This is a genomic window from Halorhodospira halophila, assembly GCF_016653405.1.
Lineage (GTDB): Bacteria > Pseudomonadota > Gammaproteobacteria > Nitrococcales > Halorhodospiraceae > Halorhodospira > Halorhodospira halophila_A.
The window spans coordinates 35,711-61,119 of sequence record NZ_NHSN01000013.1 but is presented as its reverse complement, the minus strand read 5'-3'; the positions used below and the strand labels follow the sequence as shown (position 1 = coordinate 61,119).

At 70.8% G+C, this 25,409-nt stretch carries 20 protein-coding genes, 2 tRNA genes and 1 pseudogene; 11 read left to right on the top strand and 12 right to left on the bottom strand.

The genetic code is table 11. The features are described from left to right. Positions 1-52 precede the first annotated feature (52 nt). From CCR79_RS04130 to CCR79_RS04120, 3 genes are all read left to right on the top strand, one after another. On the top strand, positions 53-658 hold the full coding sequence (locus tag CCR79_RS04130; protein ID WP_201169065.1) for a DedA family protein: 606 nt from the start codon (positions 53-55) through the stop codon (positions 656-658). 35 nt (positions 659-693) lie between these two features. Then, positions 694-770 (top strand) — tRNA-Arg (locus CCR79_RS04125). A gap of 111 nt (positions 771-881) precedes the next feature. Continuing rightward, complete coding sequence (locus CCR79_RS04120; RefSeq protein ID WP_201169064.1) at positions 882-4,520, top strand: hydantoinase B/oxoprolinase family protein; 3,639 nt, start codon at positions 882-884, stop codon at positions 4,518-4,520. Between the two features lie 18 nt (positions 4,521-4,538). On the opposite strand, the gene CCR79_RS04115 is transcribed toward CCR79_RS04120, so the two are convergent. The 3 genes from CCR79_RS04115 to CCR79_RS04105 form a co-directional block, all read right to left on the bottom strand. Continuing rightward, positions 4,539-5,591, bottom strand: coding sequence for a hypothetical protein (locus tag CCR79_RS04115; protein WP_201169063.1), 1,053 nt, complete (start codon positions 5,589-5,591; stop codon positions 4,539-4,541). After that, positions 5,588-6,955: a sigma-54 dependent transcriptional regulator gene (locus CCR79_RS04110; RefSeq protein ID WP_201169062.1), complete on the bottom strand. Its 1,368-nt coding sequence runs from the start codon at positions 6,953-6,955 to the stop codon at positions 5,588-5,590. The genes CCR79_RS04115 and CCR79_RS04110 overlap by 4 nt, the downstream gene beginning before the upstream one ends. Positions 6,956-7,381: 426 nt before the next feature. Beyond that, positions 7,382-7,457, bottom strand: a tRNA-Ala gene (locus CCR79_RS04105). Between the two features lie 95 nt (positions 7,458-7,552). Between CCR79_RS04105 and pyrC the strand changes: the two genes are divergently transcribed. The 6 genes from pyrC (at position 7,553) to CCR79_RS04075 (ending at position 13,298) form a co-directional block, all read left to right on the top strand. Then, positions 7,553-8,590 carry a dihydroorotase gene (gene pyrC, locus CCR79_RS04100; protein ID WP_201169060.1) on the top strand — a complete coding sequence of 346 codons (1,038 nt, stop codon included), beginning with the start codon at positions 7,553-7,555 and terminating at the stop codon, positions 8,588-8,590. Positions 8,591-8,692: 102 nt separating this feature from the next. After that, entirely contained in the window at positions 8,693-9,028 is a 336-nt protein-coding gene (gene grxD, locus CCR79_RS04095; protein ID WP_201169058.1) for a Grx4 family monothiol glutaredoxin, read from the top strand. Between the two features lie 69 nt (positions 9,029-9,097). Then, positions 9,098-9,781: a ribonuclease T gene (gene rnt / locus CCR79_RS04090; protein ID WP_201242796.1), complete on the top strand. Its 684-nt coding sequence runs from the start codon at positions 9,098-9,100 to the stop codon at positions 9,779-9,781. A gap of 135 nt (positions 9,782-9,916) precedes the next feature. Then, positions 9,917-11,086: an aspartate aminotransferase family protein gene (locus tag CCR79_RS04085; RefSeq protein WP_201169055.1), complete on the top strand. Its 1,170-nt coding sequence runs from the start codon at positions 9,917-9,919 to the stop codon at positions 11,084-11,086. A gap of 29 nt (positions 11,087-11,115) precedes the next feature. Beyond that, entirely contained in the window at positions 11,116-12,045 is a 930-nt protein-coding gene (gene argF, locus CCR79_RS04080; RefSeq protein ID WP_201169052.1) for an ornithine carbamoyltransferase, read from the top strand. Positions 12,046-12,086: 41 nt separating this feature from the next. Continuing rightward, positions 12,087-13,298, top strand: coding sequence for an argininosuccinate synthase (locus CCR79_RS04075; RefSeq protein ID WP_201169051.1), 1,212 nt, complete (start codon positions 12,087-12,089; stop codon positions 13,296-13,298). A gap of 109 nt (positions 13,299-13,407) precedes the next feature. Here CCR79_RS04075 and nth read toward each other — a convergent pair whose 3' ends face one another. The 7 genes and pseudogenes from nth to rsxA all read right to left on the bottom strand — a co-directional run. Next, the gene (gene nth, locus CCR79_RS04070; RefSeq protein WP_201169048.1) at positions 13,408-14,049 is read right to left on the bottom strand and encodes an endonuclease III; all 642 of its coding nucleotides are present in this window, start codon (positions 14,047-14,049) and stop codon (positions 13,408-13,410) included. Further along, the gene (locus tag CCR79_RS04065; protein WP_201169045.1) at positions 14,039-14,683 is read right to left on the bottom strand and encodes an electron transport complex subunit E; all 645 of its coding nucleotides are present in this window, start codon (positions 14,681-14,683) and stop codon (positions 14,039-14,041) included. The genes nth and CCR79_RS04065 overlap by 11 nt, the downstream gene beginning before the upstream one ends. Next, positions 14,680-15,354 carry an RnfABCDGE type electron transport complex subunit G gene (locus tag CCR79_RS04060; RefSeq protein ID WP_201169042.1) on the bottom strand — a complete coding sequence of 225 codons (675 nt, stop codon included), beginning with the start codon at positions 15,352-15,354 and terminating at the stop codon, positions 14,680-14,682. The genes CCR79_RS04065 and CCR79_RS04060 overlap by 4 nt, the downstream gene beginning before the upstream one ends. Beyond that, on the bottom strand, positions 15,351-16,322 hold the full coding sequence (locus CCR79_RS04055; RefSeq protein WP_201169039.1) for an RnfABCDGE type electron transport complex subunit D: 972 nt from the start codon (positions 16,320-16,322) through the stop codon (positions 15,351-15,353). The genes CCR79_RS04060 and CCR79_RS04055 overlap by 4 nt, the downstream gene beginning before the upstream one ends. A gap of 2 nt (positions 16,323-16,324) precedes the next feature. Then, positions 16,325-18,370 carry an electron transport complex subunit RsxC gene (gene rsxC / locus CCR79_RS04050; RefSeq protein ID WP_201169036.1) on the bottom strand — a complete coding sequence of 682 codons (2,046 nt, stop codon included), beginning with the start codon at positions 18,368-18,370 and terminating at the stop codon, positions 16,325-16,327. 31 nt (positions 18,371-18,401) lie between these two features. Next, positions 18,402-18,875, bottom strand: a complete 474-nt coding sequence (locus CCR79_RS13625) for a bifunctional nuclease family protein (protein ID WP_238633794.1) — start codon at positions 18,873-18,875, stop codon at positions 18,402-18,404. A gap of 39 nt (positions 18,876-18,914) precedes the next feature. Then, positions 18,915-19,484: pseudogene (gene rsxA, locus CCR79_RS13620) on the bottom strand (electron transport complex subunit RsxA); the annotation flags it as partial. A gap of 129 nt (positions 19,485-19,613) precedes the next feature. On the opposite strand from rsxA, the gene CCR79_RS04040 reads away from it, so the two are divergent. Continuing rightward, positions 19,614-20,867, top strand: a complete 1,254-nt coding sequence (locus CCR79_RS04040) for a S1C family serine protease (RefSeq protein ID WP_242510819.1) — start codon at positions 19,614-19,616, stop codon at positions 20,865-20,867. A gap of 424 nt (positions 20,868-21,291) precedes the next feature. On the opposite strand, the gene metG is transcribed toward CCR79_RS04040, so the two are convergent. Then, entirely contained in the window at positions 21,292-23,373 is a 2,082-nt protein-coding gene (gene metG, locus CCR79_RS04035) for a methionine--tRNA ligase (protein WP_345941480.1), read from the bottom strand. A gap of 24 nt (positions 23,374-23,397) precedes the next feature. Here metG and CCR79_RS04030 point away from each other — a divergent pair, with 24 nt between their 5' ends. Then, the gene (locus CCR79_RS04030) at positions 23,398-24,120 is read left to right on the top strand and encodes a hypothetical protein (RefSeq protein ID WP_201169026.1); all 723 of its coding nucleotides are present in this window, start codon (positions 23,398-23,400) and stop codon (positions 24,118-24,120) included. 45 nt (positions 24,121-24,165) lie between these two features. Here CCR79_RS04030 and CCR79_RS04025 read toward each other — a convergent pair whose 3' ends face one another. Next, positions 24,166-25,029 carry an undecaprenyl-diphosphate phosphatase gene (locus CCR79_RS04025; protein WP_201169025.1) on the bottom strand — a complete coding sequence of 288 codons (864 nt, stop codon included), beginning with the start codon at positions 25,027-25,029 and terminating at the stop codon, positions 24,166-24,168. Positions 25,030-25,409 lie beyond the last annotated feature (380 nt).

The window sequence follows — 25,409 nt, the reverse complement described above, 5'->3', positions numbered from 1 at the left end:
TCGGCCCGCGTCTCCGGGCGTCGGGGGTCCAACCGCAGAGGAGGCAGGGTGCATGCCGGAGTTGATCGTCGAGGCCGTGGAGCTGCTGGGCTGGGTGGGGATCTTCGCGGTGATGATCGTGCTGGCGCCCGAGGCGGTGATGCCGTTCCTCGGCTACGCCGTCTACCGGGCGGAACTCGATCCGCTGACCGCCCTGGTTGCTGCCAGCGCTGGGGCGACCCTGGGCTCGACGCTGATCTATCTGGTAGTGCGCGCCATCGGCGGGGAACGGGTCCGGGCCGGCGTGCGGCGCGGCAGCCGGTGGTACCTGATCCAGGAGCGCGATCTGGAGGTGACCACCGCGATCTTCCGCCGCCACGGGGCGTGGATCGTGCTCTTCGGGCGTTTCGTGCCCACTGTGCGCAGCCTGGTCTCGATCCCGGCCGGGCTCTTGCCCATGGGGCTGGCGCCGTTCCTGCTGCTGACGCTGCTCGGCACCACGCTATGGAACGGGGTGCTCCTGGCCGCTGGTTACGCCACCGGCTCCAATTGGGCCCGGCTGGAGGCGTATCTCGGTACCTACGGCAGCGTGGTCACACTGCTGCTGGCCATCGCCGCGATCGCGTTTCTGCTGTATCGGCTGCGCAACCTCTTGCTGCGCCACCGCCGTGCCGGTTGACCAGTGGCGGGCGGATGCGTACAAGTTGGGCTCCGGCCCCGGTAGCTCAGTCGGATAGAGCAATCGCCTCCTAAGCGATAGGTCGCAGGTTCGAATCCTGCCCGGGGCGCCACGTTCGCCGATTGCCTGGCGGCGCCCTGCACCCCGTCCGCTGCCCCGCGGATGCCTCCCGTCCGCGCTCTATGCGAAGATGCCCGGTCGTGTTCGGACGCGGGAGTGGGCCATGACGGACGGCCATGCGGCGGGAGAGCGCTGGCAGTTCTGGATCGACCGGGGCGGGACCTTCACCGATGTCATCGCCCGCGCCCCCGATGGGCGTCTGATCGCCCGCAAGTTCCTATCCGAGAACCCGGAGCAGTACAGCGATGCGGCCCTCCACGGGATCCGCGCCATCCTCGGTCTTCCCGCCGACGCCCCGATCCCGGCCCAGCGGATCGAGTCGGTGCGCATGGGCACCACGGTGGCGACCAACGCCCTGCTCGAGCACCGCGGCGAGCCCACCGTGCTCGCCATCACCGAGGGGTTCGCCGATCAGCTGCGCATCGGCTATCAGCACCGCCCGGATCTCTTCGACCGCCGGGTGCGCCTGCCGCAGATGCTTTACTCGGAGGTCCTGGAGGTCCCCGAGCGCCTGGGTGCCGACGGCGCGGTGGTCCGCCCCCTGGATGAGGCCTGCGTGCGCGAGCGCCTGGCCGCCGCCCACGCCGCCGGCTACCGGGCGCTGGCGGTGGTGCTCATGCACGCCTGGCGGGATGCCGGGCACGAGCAGGCGGTGGCGCGCATCGCCCGCGAGGTGGGCTTTACCCAGGTCTCGACCAGTGCGCAGGCCGCCGCCGTGATGAAGATCGTCGGCCGCGGCGATACCGCCGTGGTGGATGCCTACCTCTCGCCGGTGCTGCGCCGCTACGTCGACCGCCTGGCCGCGGAGTTGGGCGATGTGCCGCTGCTGTTCATGCAGTCCAACGGCGGATTGACCAGTGCCGCGCACTTTCAGGGCAAGGACGCCATCCTCTCGGGTCCGGCCGGCGGCATCGTCGGGGCGGTGCGCACGGCGGCGATGGCCGGGTTCGAGCGGCTGATCAGCTTCGACATGGGCGGGACGTCCACCGACGTAGCCCACTACGACGGCGCCTATGAGCGCACCTTCGAGACCGAGATCGCCGGCAACCGCATCCGCGCGCCGATGATGCAGATCCACACCGTCGCCGCCGGCGGCGGTTCCATCTGCCACTTCGACGGTATGAAGTACCGGGTCGGGCCCGACTCCGCCGGCGCCGATCCGGGACCGGCGGCCTATCGCCGGGGCGGCCCGCTGACGGTCACCGACTGCAACGTCCTGCTCGGCCTCATCCGGCCGGCGTTCTTCCCGCACCTATTCGGCCCCGACGCCGATCAGCCGCTGGATGCCGACCGGGTCCGCCAGGGCTTTGCCGAGCTTGCCGAGCGGATCCGCGCCGAGACGGGTGACGCCCGCGACCCGGTGGAGGTGGCCGCCGGCTTTCGGCGCATCGCCGTGGAGAACATGGCGCAGGCGATCAAGCGGATCTCCGTGCAGCGCGGCCACGACGTGACCCGCTACGCCCTCAACTGCTTTGGCGGTGCCGGCGGTCAGCACGCCTGCGCCGTGGCCGACTGCCTGGGCATCCGCACCGTGTTCATCCACCCGCTGGCGGGGGTGCTCTCGGCCTACGGCATGGGCCTGGCCGATATCACCGCCATGGCCCAGCGCAGCGTGGAGGCGCCGCTGGAGCCGGCCAGCGCGCCGCTGCTTGAGCGCGTCATCGACGAGCTCACCGCCGAGGCGCGGGCCGAGCTGGCCGAGCAGGGGCTGGCCGCCGATGCGGCGATGGTGTACGTGCAGGCCCATGTGCGCTACGCCGGCACCGACACCGCGCTGGTGGTCCCCGGTGGTGCGGATGTGGCCGCCCTGGACGAGGCCTTCGCCCGCGCGCACCGGCAGCGGTTTGGCTTCGTCCTGGAAGACCGCCCGCGGGTGATCGAGGCGCTCAGCGTCGAGGCGATCCACCGCGCGGCGGCCGTGGAGGCCCCGGAGGATGAGGCGCCGTCACCGGCGGACCCGCCGCAGCCACTGGCCCGGGTGCAGGCCTGGGACGGCCAGCGGATCACCGAGCAGCCGGTCTACGCCCGCGCCGACCTGGTGCCGGGGATGCGCATCCCGGGGCCGGCGATCCTCCAAGAGGAGAATGCCACCACGGTGATCGATGCCGGCTGGCAGGGCGAGGTCACCGCCTGCGATCACCTGATCCTGCGCCGCGCGGTGACCGTGGGGGGCGGGACGCTGGCGCAGGCGCCGCAGGTCGACACCCGCCGCCCCGATCCGGTGCTGCTGGAGGTGTTCAACAACCTGTTCCGCTCCGTCGCCGAGCAGATGGGTACGACGCTTGCCGGCACGGCGCAGTCGGTGAACATCAAGGAGCGGCTCGACTTCTCCTGCGCGCTCTTCGACGCCGAGGCGAACCTGGTGGCCAACGCGCCGCACATCCCGGTCCACCTCGGCTCGATGTCGGAGTCGGTGCGCGCCATCCTGCGCGCCCGTGGCGCGAGCATGCGTCCCGGGGATTGCTATCTGCTCAACGACCCGTACCACGGCGGCACGCACCTGCCGGATCTCACGGCGGTGACGCCGGTCTTCTCCGAGGATGGCGAGGAGCTGCTCTTTTTCTGCGCCAGCCGCGGCCACCACGCCGATGTGGGCGGCCGCACGCCGGGGTCGATGCCGGCGGACTCCACCTGCGTGAGCGAGGAGGGGGTGCTCATCAACGACCTGCAGGTGGTCGCCGAGGGGCGCTTTCTGGAGGAGGCGTTCACCGCGGCGATGGGCGCCGGGCCGTATCCGGCGCGCAACGTGGCGCAGAACATCGCCGATCTGAAGGCGCAGATCGCCGCCAACGAGAAGGGCGTGGCCGAACTGCGGCGCATGGTCGAGCAGTTCGGCCTGCCGGTGGTCCAGGCCTACATGGGGTTCGTCCAGGAGAACGCCGCCGAGCACGTGCGCCGGGTCATCGATGGGCTCAGCGACGGTGATTTCACCGTCGAGATGGACAGCGGGGCTCGGATCCGCGTGGCGGTGCGCCCGGATCACGCCGCCCGCCGGGTGCGCATCGACTTCGCCGGGACATCGGAGCAGCTGCCAAGCAATTTCAATGCGCCGCTGGCCATCACCCGGGCGGCGACGCTCTACGTCTTCCGCACGCTGGTCGATGACGACATCCCGCTCAACGACGGCTGCCTGCAGCCGCTGGAGATCGCCGTGCCGGAGGGCTCGATGCTCAACCCGCGCCATCCGGCGGCCGTGGTCGCCGGCAACGTGGAGACCTCCCAGGCCGTCACCGATGCCCTCTACGGGGCGCTGGGGGCGATGGCCGCCAGCCAGGGCACCATGAACAACCTGACCTTCGGCAACCAGCGCCACCAGTACTACGAGACCCTTTGCGGCGGTGCCGGGGCCGGGCCGGGGTTCGCCGGCAGCTCGGCGGTGCATACGCACATGACCAACTCGCGCCTGACCGACCCGGAGGTGCTGGAGTGGCGCTACCCGGTGCGCGTCGAGTGTTTTGCCATCCGCCACGGCAGCGGCGGTGCCGGGGCGTATCCCGGCGGGGCGGGGGTGATCCGGCGGCTGTGCTTCCTCGAGCCGATGACGGTGGTCACGCTGATGAACCGGCGCCGGGTGCCGCCCTTCGGGCTGGCCGGGGGCGGGGATGCGGCGTGCGGGCGCAATGCCATCGAGCGCAGCGACGGCGGCGTCGAGGAGCTTCCGGGTACCGCCACCCGGGAGCTCGCCGCGGGGGATCGGATCGTCATCGAGACCCCCGGTGGCGGCGGCTACGGGGGCGGCTGAGCGCCGCCCCCGGGCTGCCTAGAAGCGCACCGGCAGGCGCAGGGTGACCTGCACATCCGGAGCCTGCTCGGTCACCCCTACGCCCACGGAAAGCCCCAGGCTGCTGCGCGGGCCGAGCCGGTGCGAGGCGCCAAGCAGCAGCGAGCCCACTTGGAAACGGCCAAACTCCGGATCGGGGTTTTGCACGTCGGTACGCGTGCGCTGCACCGTCGTGTGGTCGTAGCCGAGGCTCAGCGAGGTGTGGTCGTTGAGCGACAGGCCCATGCCGAAGCTCACCCCGATGGCGCTGCCCGGCTCGATGCGTACGCGATCGCCGCTGCGCAGGGTGACGGTGCGGGGGACGTTGTAGAGGTAGCTCAGGCTGCCGTAGAGCACCGCCGGCTCGGAGGGGTAGACCCAGTTGAGGCTGGGCTGGACGGCGTAGAAGCCGCTGCCGGTGGGCTGTTCGGTGTAGATGGAGACGTTGGGTCCATCGCCGTCGCTGTCGTCGAGCGGGATCTCGGTGGTCTCCACCTCGAACGGGTCCCGGCCGGTACGGCTCTTCATCCGCAGGCCGCCGGTGAAGATCACCCCGTCACCGCGGCCGCTGCTGAGCTGATAGCGCAGGGAGGCCTCCACGTCGCCCAGGCCGTAGCCGGTGGACTCGACCACACCCGCGGTATCGCTCGCCTGGAGCACCTCGCGCTCGCGCACCTGCTCCTCGCGGTAGACGTAGGGGATGCGTGTCTCCACCTCCAGCCGGTCGGTGAGCCCGTAGCGCAGGCCCAGCGCGGCGGTGAGGCTCTCGCGCTGGGTCTGGCGCACCGAGATCAGTCCCACGGCGATGGCCGGCAGGATGGTGACGCCGTCGATCGCCACCAGGGTCGAGGTGGACTGCGAGTAGCTCAGCGAAGGCTCCGCGGTGAACGAACCCTGCGGCGAGAGGATGGTGCGTTGCTGCAGCCCGCCGGCGGTCTCCTGGGGCGGGGGCGGGGCGCCCACCGCCTCCGGGGTGTCGGCGATGGCCAGCAGCGGCGCGGTGGCCAGCAGCGCGGCCAGGGTGGCGCCGGTCCAGCGCCGCCGCCGGCTCATGGCTGCAGCCCCAGGCGGTGCATGATGCGATAGAGCGTCACCCGCGAGATGCCCAGCTCGCGGGCCGCCCGTGAGACATTGCGCTCGCAGCGGGCCAGGGCGCCGAGGATCGCCGCCCGTTCCGCCCGAGCGCGGGCGTCGTCCAGGGTCTCGACCTGGCGGATCGGCCCCTGCCGGGCCTCCAGGCCAAGATCGCCGGGGGTGAGCAGGGGGCGGTGGCCCATGGCCACGGCGCGCTGGATGCGGTTGATCAGCTCGCGCACGTTGCCCGGCCAGCTGTGCCGGCGCAGCGCCCCCAGCGCCGGGCCGGTGAAGCCGCGCACCGGGCTGAGGTAGGCGCTGCGAAAGCGCTCCAGGAAGACGTGGGCCAGGCGCTCGATGTCGTCGCCCCGTTCGCGCAGGGGCGGGATGTCGATGCGCAGCACGTTGAGCCGGTAGTAAAGATCCTCGCGAAAACGCCCGGCCTCCACGGCGGCGGCCAGGTCCACGTGGGTGGCGGCGACGACGCGCACGTCCAGCGGCACGCGCTCGGTGCCCCCGACCCGGGTCACTGCCCGCTCCTCGAGCACACGCAGCAGATTGACCTGGTGCTCCAGGGTCAGCTCGCCGACCTCATCGAGGAGGATGGTGCCGCCCTGGGCCCGCTCCAGGTGCCCGCAGCGGCGCTGCTGTGCCCCGGTGAACGCGCCGCGCTCATGGCCGAAGAGTTCCGACTGGACCAGATTGGTTGGGATGGCGCCGCAGTTGACCGCCACGAAGGGGCCGGCGGCACGGGATGAGGCGTGGTGGATGGCCTGGGCGGCCAGCTCCTTGCCCGAGCCGCTCTCGCCGTGGATGAGCACCGTGGCCGGGCAGCGCGCCACCTTGGCCAGGTCCCGGCGCAAAGCCTGGATGCCGGGGCTGTCGCCGAGGATGCCGCCGGTATCGGCGGTCAGCTCCGCCTGACGAGCCCGGGTGTGGCGGCGCAGTTGCCCCATGCCGGCGGCGTGGCCGAGAACGGCCGCAAGCCGGTCGGGGTCCGCGGGGAGGGTGTGGAAGTCGAAGAAGGCGGTGGCCAGCAGGTCTTCCAGCGCATCGTGGCTCTGCCCGTCGGGCGGATCGCAGAGGGCGATCCACTCCACGCCGCTGCCTCCGGCGAGAAAGCGCTGGCAGGCGTCGATATTGTCGGCGACCACCCGCATCAGCCCCACCGGCGGGTGGTCGGCGGTGAGCAGCCGCTCGATGGTTGCCCAGTCCTCGACACGGGTCAGGGACCAGCCCGGCGGCTCGGCGCTCGGGCGCACGGGTTGGGCGGGGGTGCCGGGGGTGACGCTCAGGACGCTGCGCAGACCCGCGGCGGCGCGGGCGAGGGTCGGTGCTCCCATGCGGTTGTCTCTCCTGGCAGGTGGTTCAGGATGGACACACCGCGAAGCAGAATCCGTGCCATCGAGCCAGGTATTTGATCAGAGAGGTTTTTTATAGAGGGGGCAGCCGCTTCGGCGATGCGGTGTTAAGACCGCCGACAGCGCCCGGGTTGCATCATCCCAAGGAACCGGCCGGAAAACCGGCCAGAAAACCGGCCAATCCTATGCTGTCGTTTTTCTAAAACGCTGATAATGTGGGTCTTATGGACAAAGGAGAGGCGGACAAGGAAGCGGCCATCAAGGCGGCAGAAGATCGCGGCGAACCGGGCCAAAAGCAGCCGCGCACCGCTCTACCTCGCTTTTCCGGTGCGGCTGGCGCCGCGGCTCATGCCAGGGCTTTTCCCGGAGATGCCGTACGAGGCAGGAGAATAGGAGTTTGGGGAGGGATGGTGGAGCCGAGGGGAGTCGAACCCCTGACCTCGACAATGCGAATGTCGCGCTCTCCCAACTGAGCTACGGCCCCATCGATCAGTTGCGCACTTTACCATGCGCTGGCGCGGCACAAAACCCCCGGGCGGCCCCTTGCAACCGGCCGGCGGCCCTTGGAAACTCCCCGGCATGGATACCCTGACGCTGCCCCGCCCCGACGACTGGCACCTGCATCTGCGTGACGGTGCCCTCATGCAGGCCGTGGCCCCCCAGGCCGCGGCGGTCTTCTCGCGCGCGATCATCATGCCCAACCTGCAGCCGCCGGTGACCACGGTGGAGCAGGCGGCGGCCTATCGGCAGCGCATCCTCGGTGCGCTGCCGGCGGGCGCGACCTTCGAGCCGCTGATGACGCTCTATCTCACCGACAACACCCTGCCCGAGGAGATCGCCCGGGCGTCGGCCAGCGGCTTCGTGCACGCCGTCAAGCTCTACCCGGCCGGAGCCACCACGCACTCCGATGCCGGCGTTACCGATCTGCTGCTCTGCTACGACGCCCTGGCGGCCATGGAGGAGCACGGGCTGCCGCTGCTTATCCACGGCGAGCGGACCGGGCCGGAGCTGGATATCTTCGAGCGCGAGACCGCCTTCATCGATGATGTCCTGCAGCCTCTGCTCGATCGCCACCCGCGGCTGAAGGTGGTCCTCGAGCACGTGACCACCGCCGAGGGCGCCGAGCTGGTCACCGGCGACGATCCCCGCCTGGCCGGGACCTTTACGCCGCAGCACCTGCTCTACAACCGCAATGACCTGCTCGTCGGCGGGCTCAAGCCGCACTACTACTGCATGCCGATCCTCAAGCGCGAGGCCGACCGCGAGGCGCTGCTCGAGGCGGCCACCTCGGGGCATCCACGGGTCTTTCTGGGCACCGACTCCGCCCCCCATCCGCAGGGCGCGAAGGAGTCGGCCTGCGGCTGTGCCGGCTGCTACACCGCGCCCATCGCGCTGTCGCTTTACGCGGAGGCCTTCGAGGCGGCCGGGGCGCTGGAGCGGCTGGCGGACTTTGCCGGGCGCAACGGCCCGGCCTTCTACGGATTGCCGGTCAACCAGGAGACGGTGACCCTGGAGCGGGCCCCGCTGGAGGTGCCGCAAAGCTACCCCGGCGGCGACGAGCCGGTGGTGCCGCTGCGCGCCGGCGAGACCCTGACCTGGCGCCTGCGCCAACCCTAGGGTGGGTGGGATGAGCCTGCCCGGGACCCGTTTTACGATGCCCGCCAGGCGGTGGCCGAGTTCGGTCGGCGCCGCGGACCTGCCGCAGAGGATGGAGACACCATGAGCGACGAGACGGTTCAGCAGACCATTGCCCGTCAGGTGACGGAGAACCCGATCCTGCTGTACATGAAGGGCAGCCCGGATCAGCCCATGTGCGGCTTCTCGCAGCGGGCGGCCCAGGCGCTGGCCGGCTGCGGGCGGGAGTTCGCCTACGTGGACGTGCTCCAGGATGAGCGCATCCGTCAGGGCATCAAGGACTACGGCGACTGGCCGACCATCCCGCAGCTCTACATCGACGGGGAGCTGGTCGGCGGCTGTGACATCATCATGGAGATGTTCGACTCCGGCGAGCTCCAGCAGATGGTCGAGGCCGCCGGGGCCGGCGCCAGCGGCTGACGGCGGCGGCTTGCTCGCGGGCACGGGGCGCCGTAGCATGCGGCACCTTCACCCAGTTACGGCAGCCCCATGAGCGAGCACAACGCCCCGCAGACGTCGTCGGACGACCCAAGGCGTATCCAGAGCACCGAGATCCCGCCGCTGCGTACCCGCTTCCGGGCCTTCCTGCCGGTGGTGGTGGACGTGGAGACGGGCGGGCTGCAGGCGGAGACCGATGCGCTGCTGCAGATCGCCGCGGTGATCCTGCGTGCCGATGAGCAGAGCGGCCGGCTCTATCCGGCGGAGACGCACACCTGCCACGTCCAGCCGTTCGAGGGCGCGCGCATCGACCCCAAGGCGCTGGAGCTCAACGGCATCGACCCGGAGCATCCGCTGCGCATGGCGGTGCCCGAGCGGGATGCCCTGGGCAAGGTGTTCAACCCGGTTCGCCAGGAGCTGCGCAACACCGGCTGCAACCGGGCGGTGCTGGTCGGCCACAACGCCTTCTTCGACCTGGCCTTCCTCAATGCCGCGGTGACGCGGACCAACTTCAAGCGCAACCCCTTTCATCCCTTCTCGAGCTTCGATACCGCCACCCTGGGCGGGCTCGCCTACGGGCAGACGGTGCTGGCCAAGGCGGTGAAGGCGGCGGGGATCGAGTGGGACGCCAAGGAGGCCCACTCGGCCATCTACGACGCCGAGAAGACCGCCGAACTCTTCTGCGCCATCGTCAACCGCTGGGACGAGCACTGCGGTCGGCCATCGAGCTTCTAAGTCCCCTCGGCGGTCCCGACACCTCCGGACCGTGAATCCAAGGGGTTGCGGTGCTTGCGCCGGTTTCAGCCGGCGGTTAATTTAGGCGTTTTTGCCCGGCTCCCGGAGTCGGTTGCCGCGTGTATGAGACCGCCCATGGAAGCCCTGATCCCGACCTACAATCGCCTGCCCGTTGCCTTCGCCCGGGGTGAGGGGGCGTGGCTCTACGACGAGCAGGGCCACGCCTACCTCGATGGGGTGGCCGGCATCGCCGTTTGCGGGCTGGGCCACAGCCATCCGGCCATCGCCCGTGTGGTGGCCGAGCAGGCGCAGACCCTGGTGCACACCTCGAACCTCTACCGGGTGCCGCTGCAGGAGCGCCTGGCCGAGCGCCTGTGCGCCGCCGCCGGGATGAGCGCGGCGTTCTTCTGCAACTCCGGCGCGGAGGCCAACGAGGCGGCCATCAAGCTCGCCCGCCGCCACGCGGCCGCGCTGGGGGTGGGGGCACCGCAGATCGTGGTCGCCGACGGCGCCTTCCACGGGCGGACCCTGGGGGCGCTGGCGGCCACCGGCAATCCCGCCGCCCACGAGGGCTTCGCGCCGCTGCCCGAGGGGTTCCGGCGCGTGCCCTACGGCGACGCCGACGCCGTGGCGGCCATCGACGACGACGCCGTGTGTGCCGTGCTGGTGGAGCCGATCCAGGGCGAGGGCGGGGTGCGGATCCCGCCGGCGGATTACCTGGCGCGGCTGCGGCGGATCTGCGACGAGCGCGGCTGGCTGCTGATGCTCGATGAAGTGCAGACGGGCATGGGGCGCACCGGGACGCTGTTCGCCTTCGAGCAGGCCGGCATCCGTCCGGATGTGCTGATCCTGGCCAAGGCCCTGGGCAACGGGCTGCCCATCGGCGCCTGCCTGGCCGCGGCCGGGTGCGCCGGGACCCTTGGCCCGGGCAGCCACGGCACCACCTACGGTGGCAATCCGCTGGCCGCCCGTGCGGCGCTGGCGGTGCTCGACACCCTTGAGCGCGAGGACGTGCCGGCGGCGGCCGAGCGCGCCGGCGAGGCGCTGCGCGCCCGCCTGTCCGAGAAGCTGGCCGGGGTGGAGGGGGTCCGCGAGATCCGCGGTCGCGGCCTGATGACCGGCATCGAGCTTGCCGGCGATGCCAGTGCGCTGCCGCGCCGGGCCCTCGACGCGGGGCTGCTGATCAACGTCACCGCCGGCAACGTGGTCCGTCTGGTGCCGCCGCTGATCCTGGACGACGACGAGATCGGCCAGCTCGCCGACGGCGTCGCCGACCTGGTGCGCCGCCACCTGGCCGGCGCCTGACCTGAACCGAACCACGGAGGGCGTCTTTGATGCGCCACTTCCTCACCCTGCGTGACTGCTCCGCCGATGAGATCCACCAGCTGCTGCGCCGGGCCACGGAGCTGCGCGACATGCACCGCGCCGGGCAGCTGCACCAGCCCCTGCAGGGCCGCGTGCTGGGGATGGTCTTCGAGAAGTCTTCCACCCGCACGCGGGTCTCCTTCGAGGCGGGCATGGCCCAGCTCGGCGGCCACGCGCTGTTCCTGTCGCCGCGGGATACCCAACTCGGCCGCGGCGAGCCGGTGGAGGACACGGCGCGGGTGATCTCGCGCATGGTCGATGCGGTGATGATCCGCACCTTCGGCCACGATATGCTGGAGCGCTTCGCCGCGTACTCGGCCGCGCCGGTGATCAACGGCCTCTCGGATCTGTGCCACCCGTGCCAGCTGCTCGCCGACCTGCAGACCTTCACCGAGCACCGCGGGCCGATCACCGATCGGCGCGTGGCGTGGATCGGCGACGGCAACAACATGTGCCACAGTTGGATCGAGGCCGCCGGACTGCTCAGCTTCGACCTGCATATCGCCGCGCCGCCCGGCTACCGCCCGGAAGCGGATATCCTGGCGCTCGGCGGCGAGCGGGTGCAGCTCTTCGACGACGCCTACGCCGCCGCCGAGGGGGCCGATCTGGTGACCACCGATGTCTGGGCGAGCATGGGCCAGGAGAGCGAGCAGGCCGCCCGCGAGGAGGCCTTCCGCGGCTTCTGCGTGACCGAGTCGCTGATGGAGTGCGCCGGCCCCGAGGCGCTGTTCATGCACTGCCTGCCCGCGCACCGCGGCGAGGAGGTGGAGGCCGCCGTGCTCGAGGGGTCGCAGAGCGTCGTCTGGGACGAAGCCGAGAACCGCCTCCACGCGCAGAAGGCGCTGCTGGAATTCCTGATGCTGCCGCCTGAAAACGGTCCGCTGCACCCTGCAGACTGAACCCTGAACGCCAACCACTGAATACTGCCCAGGAGCCTCCCATGTCGGACGTCAAGAAGGTCGTACTTGCCTACTCCGGCGGTCTCGATACCTCCGTGATCCTCAAGTGGCTCGAGGAGACCTACGGCTGCGAGGTGGTGACGTTCACCGCCGACCTCGGCCAGGGCGAGGAGCTCGAGCCCGCCCGGCGCAAGGCGGAGGCGTTCGGGATCCGCGAGATCTACGTCGACGATCTGCGCGAGGAGTTCGCCCGCGATTTCGTCTTCCCGATGTTCCGCGCCAACGCCGTCTACGAGGGCGAGTACCTGCTCGGCACCTCCATTGCCCGGCCGCTGATCGCCAAGCGGCAGGTAGAGATCGCCCGTGAGACCGGTGCGGACGCCGTCGCCCACGGCGCCACCGGCAAGGGCAACGACCAGGTCCGCTTCGAGCTCGGCTACTACGGTCTGGAGCCGGGGATCAAGGTCATCGCGCCGTGGCGTGAGTGGGATCTCAACTCCCGCGAGCGGCTGTTGCAGTACGCCGAGCGCCACGGCATCGACATCGAGGGCAAGCGCGAGGAGGGCGGCGCGCCGTACTCCATGGACGCCAACCTGCTGCACATCTCCTACGAGGGCGGGGTCCTGGAGGACACCTGGACCGAGGCCGAGGAGCGCATGTGGCTGTGGACCACCGCCCCGGAAGCGGCGCCGGATGAGCCGCAGTACGTGGACATCGAGTTCGCCGGCGGCGATCCGGTGGCCATCGACGGCGAGCGCCTCTCGCCGGCGGCGCTGCTCGGCCGGCTCAATGACCTCGGCGCCCGCCACGGCATCGGCCGGATCGACATCGTCGAGAACCGTTACGTGGGCATGAAATCCCGCGGCTGCTACGAGACCCCGGGCGGGACCATCCTCCTGCGCGCCCACCGCGCCATGGAGTCGATCACCCTCGATCGCGACGCCGCCCACCTCAAGGACGAGCTGATGCCGCGCTACGCCGAGCTGGTCTACAACGGCTACTGGTTCGCCCCGGAGCGCGAGGCGCTGCAGGCGATGATCGATCAGACCCAGCAGGTGGTCGAGGGCACCGTGCGCCTGAAGCTCTACAAGGGCAATGTCGTCGTCGTCGGCCGCCAGTCGCCAAAGAGCCTCTTCGACGCGTCGGTGGCCACCTTCGAGGACGACGCCGGGGCCTACGACCAGAAGGACGCCGAGGGCTTCATCCGCCTCAACGCCCTGCGTCTGCGCCTCGGCGCCAAACGCCGCGGCTGACCCCGGTCGGGCAGGGCAGTCGCTGCCGGTGGGCCGCCGGCGGCGGTGCCCGCTGCCTGGCGGGGCGGCGCGTGAGGGAATCGACCGGGGCGCATCGGCGCCCCGGCCCTCAGGTCCGCTCCGGGGCCTTCTCCGGGAAGCTGCACAGATCGGCGATAACGCACGCCCCGCAGCGGGGGCGGCGAGCGGTGCAGGTGTAGCGCCCGTGCAGGATCAGCCAGTGGTGGGCGTGGAGCCGGAACGGCTCCGGCGTCACCGCCTCCAGCCCTTCCTCCACCTCGCGCACGTTCTTCCCCGGCGCCAGCCCGGTGCGGTTGGCGACGCGGAAGATGTGCGTATCCACGGCGATGGTCGGCTCGCCGAAGGCGACGTTGAGGATGACGTTGGCCGTCTTGCGCCCGACGCCGGGTAGCGCCTCGAGGGCGGCGCGCTCGCGGGGGACCGCGCCGCCGTGGTGCTCGATCAGCTGCCGGCTGGCGGCGATGATGTTGCGCGCCTTGTTGTTGTAGAGGCCGATATGCTGGATGTACGGCTTGAGCCCGTCCTCGCCCAGCTCCAGCATCGCCTGGGGGGTGTTGGCCACCGGGAAGAGGGCCCGGGTGGCGCGGTTGACGCTCTCATCGGTGCTCTGCGCCGAGAGCGAGACCGCCACCAGCAGCTCGAAGGGGGTCTCGTAGAGCAGCTCCGTCTGCGGCTCGGGCAGCGCCTCGCTCAGCCGCCGGTAAAGCTCGTAGCGCTGCTCAGCGTCCATGGCGGTCGTCGATGCGGTTCTTGATCGCCAGCAGCAGGGCCAGGCCGATGAACGCCCCGGGCGGCAGGATGGCGAGCAGGAAGACGTCGCCGTCGACCAGTTCCACCGTCCAGCCGGCGGCGGCCGGGCCGAAGAGCTGCTCGGCGCCGTCGAGCAGGGTGCCGCGGCCGATGAGCTCGCGCAGGGCGCCGAGGACGATCAGCACGGCGGCGAAGCCGGTGCCGGTCGCGATCCCATCCAGCGCCGCCGGGCCCACCGGCTGCCGCGAGGCGAACGCCTCGGCGCGGGCGAGGATGGCGCAGTTGGTGACGATCAGCGGCAGGAACAGCCCCAGGGTGCGGTAGAGGTCGTGGAGCCACGCCGCCACCACCAGCTCGACGATGGTGACGAAGGCGGCGATGACCAGGATGAACACCGGGATGCGCACATCCTGCGGAACGATGTTGCGGATCAGCGAGACCACCACGCTCGAGGCGGTGACCACCAGCAGCGTGGCGATGCCCAGGCCCAGCCCGGCCACGGCGGTGGTGGTCACCGCCAGCAGCGGGCAGAGGCCAAGGAGCTGGACCAGGGCGGCGTTGTTGCCCCACAGGCCGTCGCGGAAGATGCTGCGGGTCGTCGGTGTCTCGCTCATCCGGTGGGCCCCTCGTCGCTGTGGCCGTCGGCTTCGGGGTCGATGGCGGTGGCGTCCTCGGCGTGGGCTTCACCGCGGTAGGCCTCCGGTTCGGCGGCGTGGTCGATCAGCACCGCGCGCACGGCGTCGATCACCGCCCGGGCGGTGATGGTCGCCCCGGTGATGCCGTCGAACGCCCCGCCGTCCTGGCGCACGCGCCAGTCCGCCTCCGGCGGCTCGCCCAGGGCCCGGTTGTCGAAGCCGTGGATCCAGTCGCTGCGTGCCGTCTCGATGGCGTCCCCAAGCCCCGGTGTCTCGCGGTGGGCCACGGTGCGCACGCCGATGATCTCGCCGTCGGCGTCGATGCCCACAAGCAGGCGGATGGTGCCGGCGTAGCCCTCCGGCGTTTCCACCTCGACCGCCGCGCCCAGGTACGTGTCGTCGGCGTAGGCGGGGTAGATGCGCAGCGGCGTGGCGTGATCCAGCGGGTTGGGGCGCTCGTAGACCTGCTCTTCCGGGGCGTTGTCGTGGCCGTCGGGCAGCACCGCGGCCAGGCGATCGAGCACCACCTGGCGCTCGGCGGTGGCGATCTGCTCGCGGGTCTGCTCGTGGACCAGTGCCACCGCAGCCAGACCGATGCCCACGAACAGGGCCAGGATGCCCCCGGCGCGCAGGCTCACCGGTAGCGTCATGCCGCCTCCCCAGCGCTGCGGCGTACCACGTAGTCGAGCAGCGGTGCGGTGGCGTTGAGCATCAGCACGGCGAAGGCGAAGCCGTCCGGATGACCGCCGAGCTCACGGATGACCAACGCCACCACGCCGATCAGCGCCGCGTAGATCAGCCGCGCCGTGGGCTCGCGCGGGGCGCTGACCGGGTCCGTGGCGATGAAAAAGGCCACCAGCAGCGTCGCCCCGGAGAGCAGATGGAAGAGCACCGGGGCGCCGTCGCCGAGCTGCAGGAGCGCGGCGGTGGCAGCGGTGCCGGCAAGCACGCCCAGCGGCAGGCGCCAGTCGATGATGCGCAGCGTTAGCAGGAAGGCGCCGCCGAGCAGGAAGGCGCCGCCGAGCCACAGCCAGGCCCCGGCGGCCTGGGTCTGCCCGAGCAGCCCGCCGTCGCCGGGCAGGGCGGCAAAGCCCTCGGTGGCCAGCCGGTCCAGCGGCGTGGCGTGGGTCATGGCGTCGGTGATCGGCGCCAGGGCGCCGGTAAGGAAGTACTGCAGGGCCTCTGCGGCGGGGATCGCCGCGCCCAGGCCGGGCTCCGGCGCCGGCCACAGGCTCACCGCCTGCGGGAAGGCGAGGACCACCGCCAGGTAGCCGACCATGGCCGGGTTGAAGATGTTCTGGCCCAGTCCGCCGTAGACCTGTTTGCCCAGCAGCACCGCCAGGGCGCCGGCCAGCGCCGGGATCCAGAAGGGCAGCAGCGGCGGCAGGGCGATGCCGATGATCAGCGCCGCCAGCGGCGTGCTGCCGTCGGCCAGCGCCGGACCCACCGGGCGGCCACGCAGGCGCAATACCAGAGCCTCGGCGGCCACACCGGCGGTGAGTGCCGCGCCGATGTTCAGCAGGACACCGACGCCGAAGAGCCAGACCAGCACGCCGGCCCCCGGCAACAGGGCGAGCAGGACCAGCCCCATGATCCTGGGCGTTGTGGGTGCCGCCAAGCTCAACCCTCCGTGGTCTCGCCCGAGCGGTTCTGTTCGGCCTTGGCGGCCATGGCTTCACGCTTGCGCCGGCGCGCCTCTTCCTTCTCGCGCTGGCGGCGTGCCTCGCGGGCCTGTCGGGCCTCGTGGCGCTGCCGGGCCCGTTCGGCCTGCTCCCGCTCGCGCATGCGGGAGCGGGCAACGTCCCGGGCGTGCCCGGTGATCGCCGCCAGGGGGATGGAGCTGGGGCAGACCAACTCGCAGCTCGAGCAGCCGGTGCAGCGCATGGGGTCGATGTCGATGTGCTCGGCGGCCTCGCCGACGCCGACACCGGCGCGGATGCGTCGGGCCATCTCGAACGGTTGCAGGCCTTCGGGGCAGACCTCGGCGCAGCGTCCACAGCTGATGCACGGCTGCTCGAACAGCGGCGCCTCGTCGGCGGACTCGACCACGACGCCGTTCATGCCGTGGGTCAGCGGCACCTGCCGGTCGGTGACCGGGGTGCCCATGATGCCGCCGCCGACGATGGTCCGGCAGCCGGGTGTGCCGGCCCGGCCGATCAGGGCGGCCAGCGGCGTGCCCACCCGGACCCAGTAATTGCCCGGCTCGGCGATGCCGCCGCCGGTGACGGTCACCAGCCGCTCCACCGACGGCTCGCCCTGGTGGACGGCGCGGTGGATGGCGTCGAGGGTGGAGACGTTCTGGCAGACCACCCCCACCGCCGGCGGCCGGGCGCCGGGGGGCACGGTGCGTCCGGTGGCGGGGTAGACGATGTGGCGCTCGTTGCCGGCCGGGTAGTCGCCGCCGACGCGCACCACCTGGATGTCCGCCTCGGCGGTTTCGATGGCCGCCTCGGCCGCCGCGGCGGCTTCCGGGGCCGAGTTCTTCACCGCGACGAGGATGCGCTCGGCGCCGCAGGCCCGGGCGGCGATGCGGGCGCCGTCGATGATCGCCTCGGCGCGCATGCGCAGCAGCGTCTCATCGCAGGTGAGGTAGGTGTCGCACTCGACCCCGTTGACCACCAGGGTATCGACGCCGCTGCGCGCGGCGTCGGCGAGTTTCAGTGCCGAGGGGAAGGCTGCCCCGCCCATGCCGCGCACGCCGGCATCGGCGATGCGTCGCAGCAGGACCTCCGGCTCCGCCTGCAGCGGGTCCTCGATGGTCGCCATGGCCGTCTCGCGGCAGTCGGCGCCGTCGGCCTCAAGGATCAGGCACGGCGCGGTACCACCGGCCGGGTGGACGATGGGCCGGCGCTCGATGGCGCTGACCACGCCGGAAGTGGGCGCGTGCAGCGGCACGCCGCTGTGCCCCTCGGTGATCCGCGTGCCACGGCGGACGTGCTCACCCACGGCCACGGTGGCCGGCACCTCGGCGCCGGTGTGATCGAGCAGCGGCAGCACCAGCTGGGCCGGCAGCGCCAGGCTGCCCAGTGGGCCGTTGCGCGAGCGGTCCTTGGCGCCCGCCACGGCGACGCCCCGGCGCCGTGGCTGCACCTCTTGGTGGCGCAGCGGGCCGGGGCGCTGCTCGGGCCGGGCGGTGGTCGACTGCGGCGTCGGCAGCGGCCGGATGCGGGCGTTCAGTGGCGGTTCCACCGGCTGCATGGTGATGCAGTCCATGGGGCAGGCCTCGACGCACAGCCGGCAGCCGGTGCATTCGTCGGCGAGGACGGTGTGCACCTGGCGCTGGGCGCCGACGATGGCGTCTACCGGGCAGGCCGGCAGGCAGCGGGTGCAGCCGATGCACTGGCTCTCGTCGATGAAGGCCACCGCCGGCCCGGTGTTGTCCTCGGCCACCGGCTCGGGGTCGACCTGCAGGAGATCGGCGATGGCCCTTGCCGTGGCGTTGCCGCCGGGCGTGCACAGGTTGGTGGCGGCCTCGCCGGCGGCCACGGCCTCGGCGTAGGGCCGGCAGCCCGGATAACCGCACTGGCCGCACTGGGTCTGCGGCAGCAGCTCGTCGATGTGCCCGACCACCGGGTCGCGCTGCGCGGCCAGGCGGCGCCCGGCGGCGCCGAGACCGACACCGCAGAGACCGGCGATGGCTGTGAGGGTCAGGACCGCGCTGAACATACGATACAGGGTAACATGATCGGTGGTGGCCTCACGTCGTCGGACCCGGCAGCAGGTTCAGTCGGGTCATGCGCAGGGATTCGTCCTGGGGGCGGGGCTGTTCCCGCTCCTCGGCCGCCTCGAGGACCTCGGGGGCGGCGTAGATGGTGGCCTCGGCGCGCAGCGCCAGGGCGATGGCGTCGCTGGAGCGGCTGTCGATGTAGCGCACCGCATCGCCGTCCTCCGGCTTGAGGGCCAGGGCGGCGACGTAGGCGCCGTTGACGATGGCGTCGATGTAGACCGCCTCGAGGCTGTAGCCGGTGGCGCGCAGCACGCTGCCGAACAGATCGTGGGTCATCGGCCGCGGCGGCTCGACGCCGTGCAGGGCGTCGTGGATGGCCTGCGCCTCGGCCGGGCCGATGAAGATCGGCACCACCCGCTCGCTGTCCGGCTCGCCGAGCAGGACCACCGGCGCCGGCGCGCCGCCCTCCTCCAGGGCCAGGGTGGTGACCTCGACGGCCACCATGTCCTCGGGTTCGACAGCCAGTTCGCGCTCCTCGGCCTGGGCCAGGCCGGCGAAGCCCATGAAGCCCATGGAGAGGATGCCGGCGCTGACCAGGGCGATCGGCGCGCCGCGGAAGGCGCGCGGCACTTCGGCGCTCTCCAGGCGCTCACGCAGGGCGGCGAAGATCACCAGCACCAGCCCGAAGCCGGCCGCCGCCGCGGCGCCGTAGACCGCCGAGGCGATGAGGTCGTGGTCACCGCGCAGGTTGAGCAGGGCGACGCCGAGCACCGCGCAGTTGGTGGTGATCAGCGGCAGGTAAAGGCCGAGCACCTGCTGCAGCATGGGGCTGGTGAAGCGCACGGCCATCTCGGTCAGCTGCACGGCGATGGCGATGATCAGGATGAAGGTCGGCGTGCGCAGGTACTCGGCATCGAGCGGCACCAGGATGTACGTGAAGGCCAGGTAGCTCAGCACCGAGGCGAGGGTCAGCACGAAGGCGGTGGCCGCCGCCATGCCCGCGGCGGTCTCCACCTTGCGCGAGACGCCCAGAAACGGGCACAGCCCGAGGAACTGGGTGAGCACGAAGTTGTTGACCAGCACGGCCGCCACGGCCAATAACAGGAGATCCATCGCCATCCCCGTGTTGGAAATCGGTGGCTTGATCCGTTACGAACAGGGTGAACTTAACACCCCAACCTTATTGTCCACTACTTGATGAACAACCCACAGGTGGAAAGCCTTATGACGGTAGCACACGGAATGCAGCATCGACGTACGCCGCTGGTTCTGGGGGCCGTGCTGGCAATGGCCCTGATCGCTCTGGTGAGCACGCCGGCGCTGGCCGACGATCTGGAGCACCTCCAGCCGGACGAGCGCAATACGGTGGAGATCTTCCAGCGCTACGGGCCTTCGGTGGTGGCCATCGAGGTGGAGGTCCGGGGTGAGCGCGTGGATCCCTTCGAGCGTATTCCGGAGGGGATGATCCCGCCGCAGTTCCGCGAGTTCTTCGAGCGCGATCGTCCGCGCGGCGAGGCGCCCCGGCGCCAGGGGGCGGGCAGTGGCTTCCTGATCGATAGCGACGGCCATATCGTCACCAACTACCACGTCATCCGCAACGCCCTGGAGGAGGAGGGCGTGGAGCTGCGCGAGGGCGCATCGGTGAAGCTCAGCTTTGCTGAGCACGACGCCGTACCGGCCCGGGTGGTCGGCGCCAACGCCCTCTACGACCTGGCCCTGCTCAAGCCCGAGGATCCGGGGGCCGTCCCGGAGGACGCCGAGCCGCTGACCCTGGCCGATTCCGATCAGGCGCTGGTCGGGCAGAAGACCATTGCCATCGGCAATCCCTTCGGGCTCAGCTCGACGGTAACCACGGGGATCGTCTCAGGCGTCGGCCGGGACCTGCCGGGGATCGGGCAGATCGAGATCCCCATGATTCAGACGGACGCCGCGATCAACCCCGGCAACTCCGGCGGGCCGCTGCTCAACTCCGCCGGCGAGGTGATCGGCGTGAACACGGCCATCGTCCCCGGCGGCGGCGGGCTGACCGGCCGTGGCGGTTCGGTGGGCGTGGGCTTTGCCGTGCCGAGCAATCTGCTCCAGGAGAGCCTGGGCGAGATGGAGGAGGGCGGCCTCACGGATCTGACCTCCCGGGCTCGTCTGGGGGTGATGGTCGCCGGCCTGGAGGGGTATCCCGAGGGGATCCGCGAGCGGCTGAACCTCCCCGAGCGCGGGGTGATGGTGGTCGATGTGGAGTCCGGCAGTCCGGCCGAGGAGGCGGGCCTGCAGGGGGCTTCGTTCGAGGTGAGCGTCCAGGGGCGCGCCATGCCGGCGGATGGTGATGTCATCACGCACGTCAACGGTGAGGCGGTCTCGGAGCCGCGGGAGCTGCAGCGGCTGATCTTCGCCCGTCGGGCAGGGGATTCGGTGACGCTGACGGTGCTGCGTGATGGTGCCGAGCGGGAGTTTGAGGTGGAGCTCCGGGAGGTGCCGCGGGAGCAGCAGCGGCGGCGGTAGTCCGGGGCCCCGCGTGGGCGGTTGTACGGGGCCGGCCTGGGCTTGTACGGGGTCCGCGTGGGCGGTTGCGGCGGTGGGGACCCGGTGCCGATGAGCGTGCCCCGCCTGGCGGCGGGGTCCCCTGTGCTGCTCGCTCGGCGGGGCCGCTCGCTCAACTCGCGGCGCTAGCGCGCCGCTCGGACAAGACCTCGCTGTTCAGCGCGAACCAGGAGAGGTTCGCGCTGAACCCCCTTCCGGGCTGCGCTGCTCGGCACGCTCAAAAGGCCACCGGGTCCCCACCGCCACAACCGCCCACGCGGTCTCCGCGGCCCGGGCGAGCAGCGCAGGGGACGCCGCCGTCAGGCAGCGCGCACTCAGCGGCACCCGGCACCCCTCACCCAACCAACGCACACCCGAAACCCCGCCGGATCGCAGCCAGAAAGGGTTACTTCACCCGCATCCCCGGCTCCGCACCGTCCTGCGGACCGACCACCCAGAGATCCTCACCGCCCGGCCCCGCGCAGAGGACCATGCCCTCCGACGTCCCGAAGCGCATCTTGCGCGGCTTGAGGTTGGCCACGCAGACCACCCGCTTGCCCAGCAACTGCTCCGGGCTGTACGCCTGACGCACCCCGGCAAAGACCTGACGCGTCTCGCCGCCGAGATCCAGCTCCAGGCGCAGCAGCTTGTCGGCGCCCTCCACCGTCTCGGCCACCTTGACCTCCGCCACGCGCAGATCCAGCTTGGCGAAGTCCTCGATGGTGATCTGCTCATCGATGGGGTCCTCGGCCAGACGGCCCTTCGGCGCCTCGCTCTGCGCCTCGGTTGATGCCAGGGTCTCCTTGGATGCGTCCACGACGGCCTCCACTTGTTGCGGGTCGATCCGCGTCTTCAGCGGCTTGAACTTGTTGATGCCGTGATCGAGCAGCGGGGCCTGCACGTCCGCCCAGCTCAGCGGCTCGATGTTCAGGAACGCCTCGGCGTCCTCGGCCAGCCGCGGCATGATCGGCTTGATGTACAGGACCAGGATGCGGAAGAGGTTCAGCCCCATGGTGCAGATCTCCTGCACCGCCTGCGCCTGTTCGGGGTCCTTGATCCGCTCCCACGGCTTCTCGGCGTCGATGTACTGGTTCGCCTGGTCGGCCAGGTGCATGATCTCGCGCACCGCGCGGGCGTACTCGCGCTGCTCGTAGAGCTCGGCGATGCGCTCGGCGCTGGCGGTAAAGGTGCGGAACAGCTCCGGGGCGCTGAGCCGCGGCGCCAGGCGGCCGTCGAAGCGCTTGGTGATGAACCCGGCACAGCGGCTGGCGATGTTCACCAGCTTGCCCACCACATCGGAGTTGACGCGCTGGACGAAGTCGTCGAAGGAGAGGTCGATGTCCTCCACCGAATCCGAGAGCTTGGCCGCCGTGTAGTAGCGCAGGTACTCCGGGTCTAGGTGCTCGAGGTAGGTGCGCGCGGTGATGAACGTCCCGCGCGACTTGGACATCTTCTGCCCGTTGACGGTCAGAAAGCCGTGGCAGTAGACCGACGTCGGCGTGCGGTAGCCGGATCCATGGAGCATCGCCGGCCAGAACAGGGTGTGGAAGTAGGCGATGTCCTTGCCGATGAAGTGGTAGAGCTCGGTCTCGTCGGCGCGCTCGGCATCCCAGAAGGCGTCGAAGTCGATGCCGCGCTCCTCGGCCAGACGGCGGAAGCTGGCCATGTACCCGATGGGCGCATCGAGCCAGACGTAGAAGTACTTGTCCTCGGTGCCCGGGATGCGGAAGCCAAAGTACGGCGCGTCGCGGGAGATGTCCCAATCGCGCAGCCCGGCCTCGAACCACTCGTTGAGCTTGTTGATGATCTCCGGCTGCAGGTGCTCGGTGCTGGCCCACTGGCGCAGCATGGCCTCGAAGTCCTGCAGGCGGAAGAACAGGTGCTCGCTCTGGCGGATTTCCGGGCGTTCGCCGGAGATCACCGAGACCGGATCCTGGAGCTCTGCGGGGGTGTAGGTGGCCCCGCACGCCTCGCAGGAGTCGCCGTACTGCTCGGCGGCGCCGCAGCGCGGGCAGGTGCCCTTGATGTAGCGATCGGGGAGGAACATCCCCTCGCCCGGGTCGTAGAGCTGCTCGATGGTGTGGCGCTCGATGTGGCCGCCGGCCTCCAGGCGTTGGTAGATCAGCTCGGCGAAGTGGCGATTCTCCTCCGAGTGGGTGGAGTGGTAGCGGTCGAAGCCGATGAGGAAATCGGCGAAATCGGCCTGGTGGCTGGCGGCCATCTCCTCGATCAGCTGCTCCGGCTCGACGCCGCGCTCCCGTGCCTTCAGCATGATCGGCGTGCCGTGGGCGTCATCGGCGCAGACGTAGTAGCATTCGTTGCCGCGCAGCCGCTGAAAGCGAGCCCAGATGTCGGTCTGGATGTACTCCACCAGGTGGCCCAGGTGGATCGGGCCGTTGGCGTAGGGCAGGGCGCTGGTGACGAGTATGCGGCGTGCCATATCTCCGGATTCGGTTTGCTGTGCGGGAAACCGCGCATTATGCCAGATCCCGCAACATGAACAGGAGGCAGTATGCAACGTTACGGTGGGTGGATGGCGGCGGCCGCCGGCCTCGGCGGCGCCCTGGCCAGTGGCACGGCGCTCAGCGGCCCGCTCCCTGGTGATGCCTACGAGCTCATCGAGGCCGAGCTGATCGACCGGCGCAGCGGCACCGTGGAGCTCTGGCACCAGGAGGTTGATCGCAGCGGGGCAGACGGGGTGGGCACCTTCGGCGCCCTGACCACCCGCGGTACCGGCAATTGGCAGACCACCGTGGGCCTGGGCACCGAGGGTGACGAGGGCGCCGATGCCAATGCCTTCCTGGATGTCGAGGGGCTGTGGCTCTGGCGCGACCGCCACCGCGACGGCTATGGGCTGGGCCTGGCCGCCGGGGCCGACTACGACATCAGCAACGACCAGCGCCGCGAGCACTTCCTGCTGGTGCCGCTGACCGTGGACTGGGGCCAGCGCACCACGGTTCACGCCAACCTGGGCGTCAACCACGATCGCACGGCCGATGACACCGACGGCATCTGGGGCCTGGGCCTGGACTGGCGTTTCACCGAGCGCTGGGACGTGATCCTGCAGGTCAGTGGTGATACCGAAAGCGACAACGACGCCCGGGGCGCCTTCGGGGTCCGGCGCAGCCTGCTCGACGACCTGGTCCAGGTCGATCTGGCCTACGGCCGGGAGATGTCCTCCGGCGAGGACGACGAGTTCTACCTGGGGGTCTCCTTCGACGCCATCCGCTTCTGACCCCACCGGCTGGCGGGTATCGGCGCCCGCCAGCCGGGTGAGGCCCTACATGGGCAGGTCGATCCAGCCGAGGAGGATCGCCGCGGCCAGGGCCCAGACGTAGAAGGAGAAGACCTTCAGCTGGGCCCGGTAGAGGAAGTAGATCACCAGCTTCAGCGACACGATGCCCACCACCGCGGCGACCACGAAGCCGGTGGCCAGCGCGGCGACGCTCACGCTCTCCAGGCCGCCGAGCCGGTAGACCTCGATGGCCTGGAGCAGGGTGGCCGCGCAGATGGTCGGGATGGCCAGGAAGAAGCTGTACTCCGCCGCCCAGCGCCGCTTGAGACCGGCGAACAGGCCGAAGACGATGGTCAGCGCGCTGCGCGAGAGCCCGGGCATGAGCGCGAAGCCCTGGGCGATGCCGATGATCGTCGCCGTCCCCACCCCCGTCTGGCGCAGCCCGCGGCGCCGGGGCGGGAGCTTGTCGGTCCAGAAAAGCAGGGCGCCGGTGAGGATCAGCGTGAAGCCGATCATCCACGGGTTGGCGAAGACCTGTTCGAAGACGGCCTTCAACGTCAGCCCCACCACGCCGGTGAACAGCACCGAGAGCATGCCGAGCAGGAACAGCCGGGCGTAGAGCGGCGGCCCCTGGAAGCGTCCGGCCCGGGCCCAGCCGTAGGCGTCGCGCAGGCTGTAGCGCGTGAAGCGCAGCAGGCTCGGGGCAAAGACCACCACGATGGAGACCAGCGTCCCGACGTGGACCACCAGGTTGAACAGGATCATCTCGGCGCTCTCTGGTGCCGGCATCGGGTGGTCCCGGCCGATCAGCCAGTGCTCGAGCAACACCATGTGGGCCGTGGAACTGACCGGCAGGAACATGAAGATCCCCTGCACGACCCCCAGCAGCACGGCGATCCAAAGGGCCATCCGGCGTGCTCCTCATCTGTGTCGATCCGAAGCCGGCTTTCATACGCGAGGGGGGCGGGCGGGTCAACCGTGATGCGCCGCAAAAATTGACGCAAGCGCCGCCTGCCGCTATTTTAAGGACCGATCTCAGCCGACCGAGTGTGTGGGTGGCCCCCGGGGCCGCCCGAACGGAACGAATGGATAGCCAAGTACCGAGTACCAGCGCCGTGGCCCCGGACCCCGTGTTCGGCGCGCTGCGGCACGACCGCCACGCGGCGGGCCGCTCGGCCCGGGTCTGATCCGACCCGGCCCTGCCCGGAGCCCGCCGCGACGGCGCTCCGCAACAGGCAGGGCCGGGGGCCTCGCAACAGGCAGGGCCTCCCCCTGATACGAATCCACGC

What these genes read in the sequence shown, in the direction of transcription:
- CCR79_RS04115 (WP_201169063.1), bottom strand. Translation starts at nt 5,591, where the DNA reads ATGAGCCGGCGGCGGCGCTGGACCGGCGCCACCCTGGCCGCGCTGCTG.
- CCR79_RS04065 (WP_201169045.1), bottom strand. Translation starts at nt 14,683, where the DNA reads ATGAGCGAGACACCGACGACCCGCAGCATCTTCCGCGACGGCCTGTGG.
- CCR79_RS04060 (WP_201169042.1), bottom strand. Translation starts at nt 15,354, where the DNA reads ATGACGCTACCGGTGAGCCTGCGCGCCGGGGGCATCCTGGCCCTGTTC.
- CCR79_RS04120 (WP_201169064.1), top strand. Translation starts at nt 882, where the DNA reads ATGACGGACGGCCATGCGGCGGGAGAGCGCTGGCAGTTCTGGATCGAC.
- CCR79_RS04040 (WP_242510819.1), top strand. Translation starts at nt 19,614, where the DNA reads ATGCAGCATCGACGTACGCCGCTGGTTCTGGGGGCCGTGCTGGCAATG.
- grxD (WP_201169058.1), top strand. Translation starts at nt 8,693, where the DNA reads ATGAGCGACGAGACGGTTCAGCAGACCATTGCCCGTCAGGTGACGGAG.
- rsxC (WP_201169036.1), bottom strand. Translation starts at nt 18,370, where the DNA reads ATGTTCAGCGCGGTCCTGACCCTCACAGCCATCGCCGGTCTCTGCGGT.
- pyrC (WP_201169060.1), top strand. Translation starts at nt 7,553, where the DNA reads ATGGATACCCTGACGCTGCCCCGCCCCGACGACTGGCACCTGCATCTG.
- CCR79_RS04130 (WP_201169065.1), top strand. Translation starts at nt 53, where the DNA reads ATGCCGGAGTTGATCGTCGAGGCCGTGGAGCTGCTGGGCTGGGTGGGG.
- CCR79_RS04025 (WP_201169025.1), bottom strand. Translation starts at nt 25,029, where the DNA reads ATGGCCCTTTGGATCGCCGTGCTGCTGGGGGTCGTGCAGGGGATCTTC.
- CCR79_RS04030 (WP_201169026.1), top strand. Translation starts at nt 23,398, where the DNA reads ATGCAACGTTACGGTGGGTGGATGGCGGCGGCCGCCGGCCTCGGCGGC.
- argF (WP_201169052.1), top strand. Translation starts at nt 11,116, where the DNA reads ATGCGCCACTTCCTCACCCTGCGTGACTGCTCCGCCGATGAGATCCAC.
- CCR79_RS04085 (WP_201169055.1), top strand. Translation starts at nt 9,917, where the DNA reads ATGGAAGCCCTGATCCCGACCTACAATCGCCTGCCCGTTGCCTTCGCC.
- rnt (WP_201242796.1), top strand. Translation starts at nt 9,098, where the DNA reads ATGAGCGAGCACAACGCCCCGCAGACGTCGTCGGACGACCCAAGGCGT.
- nth (WP_201169048.1), bottom strand. Translation starts at nt 14,049, where the DNA reads ATGGACGCTGAGCAGCGCTACGAGCTTTACCGGCGGCTGAGCGAGGCG.
- CCR79_RS04110 (WP_201169062.1), bottom strand. Translation starts at nt 6,955, where the DNA reads ATGGGAGCACCGACCCTCGCCCGCGCCGCCGCGGGTCTGCGCAGCGTC.
- CCR79_RS04075 (WP_201169051.1), top strand. Translation starts at nt 12,087, where the DNA reads ATGTCGGACGTCAAGAAGGTCGTACTTGCCTACTCCGGCGGTCTCGAT.
- CCR79_RS13625 (WP_238633794.1), bottom strand. Translation starts at nt 18,875, where the DNA reads ATGGTGGCCGTCGAGGTCACCACCCTGGCCCTGGAGGAGGGCGGCGCG.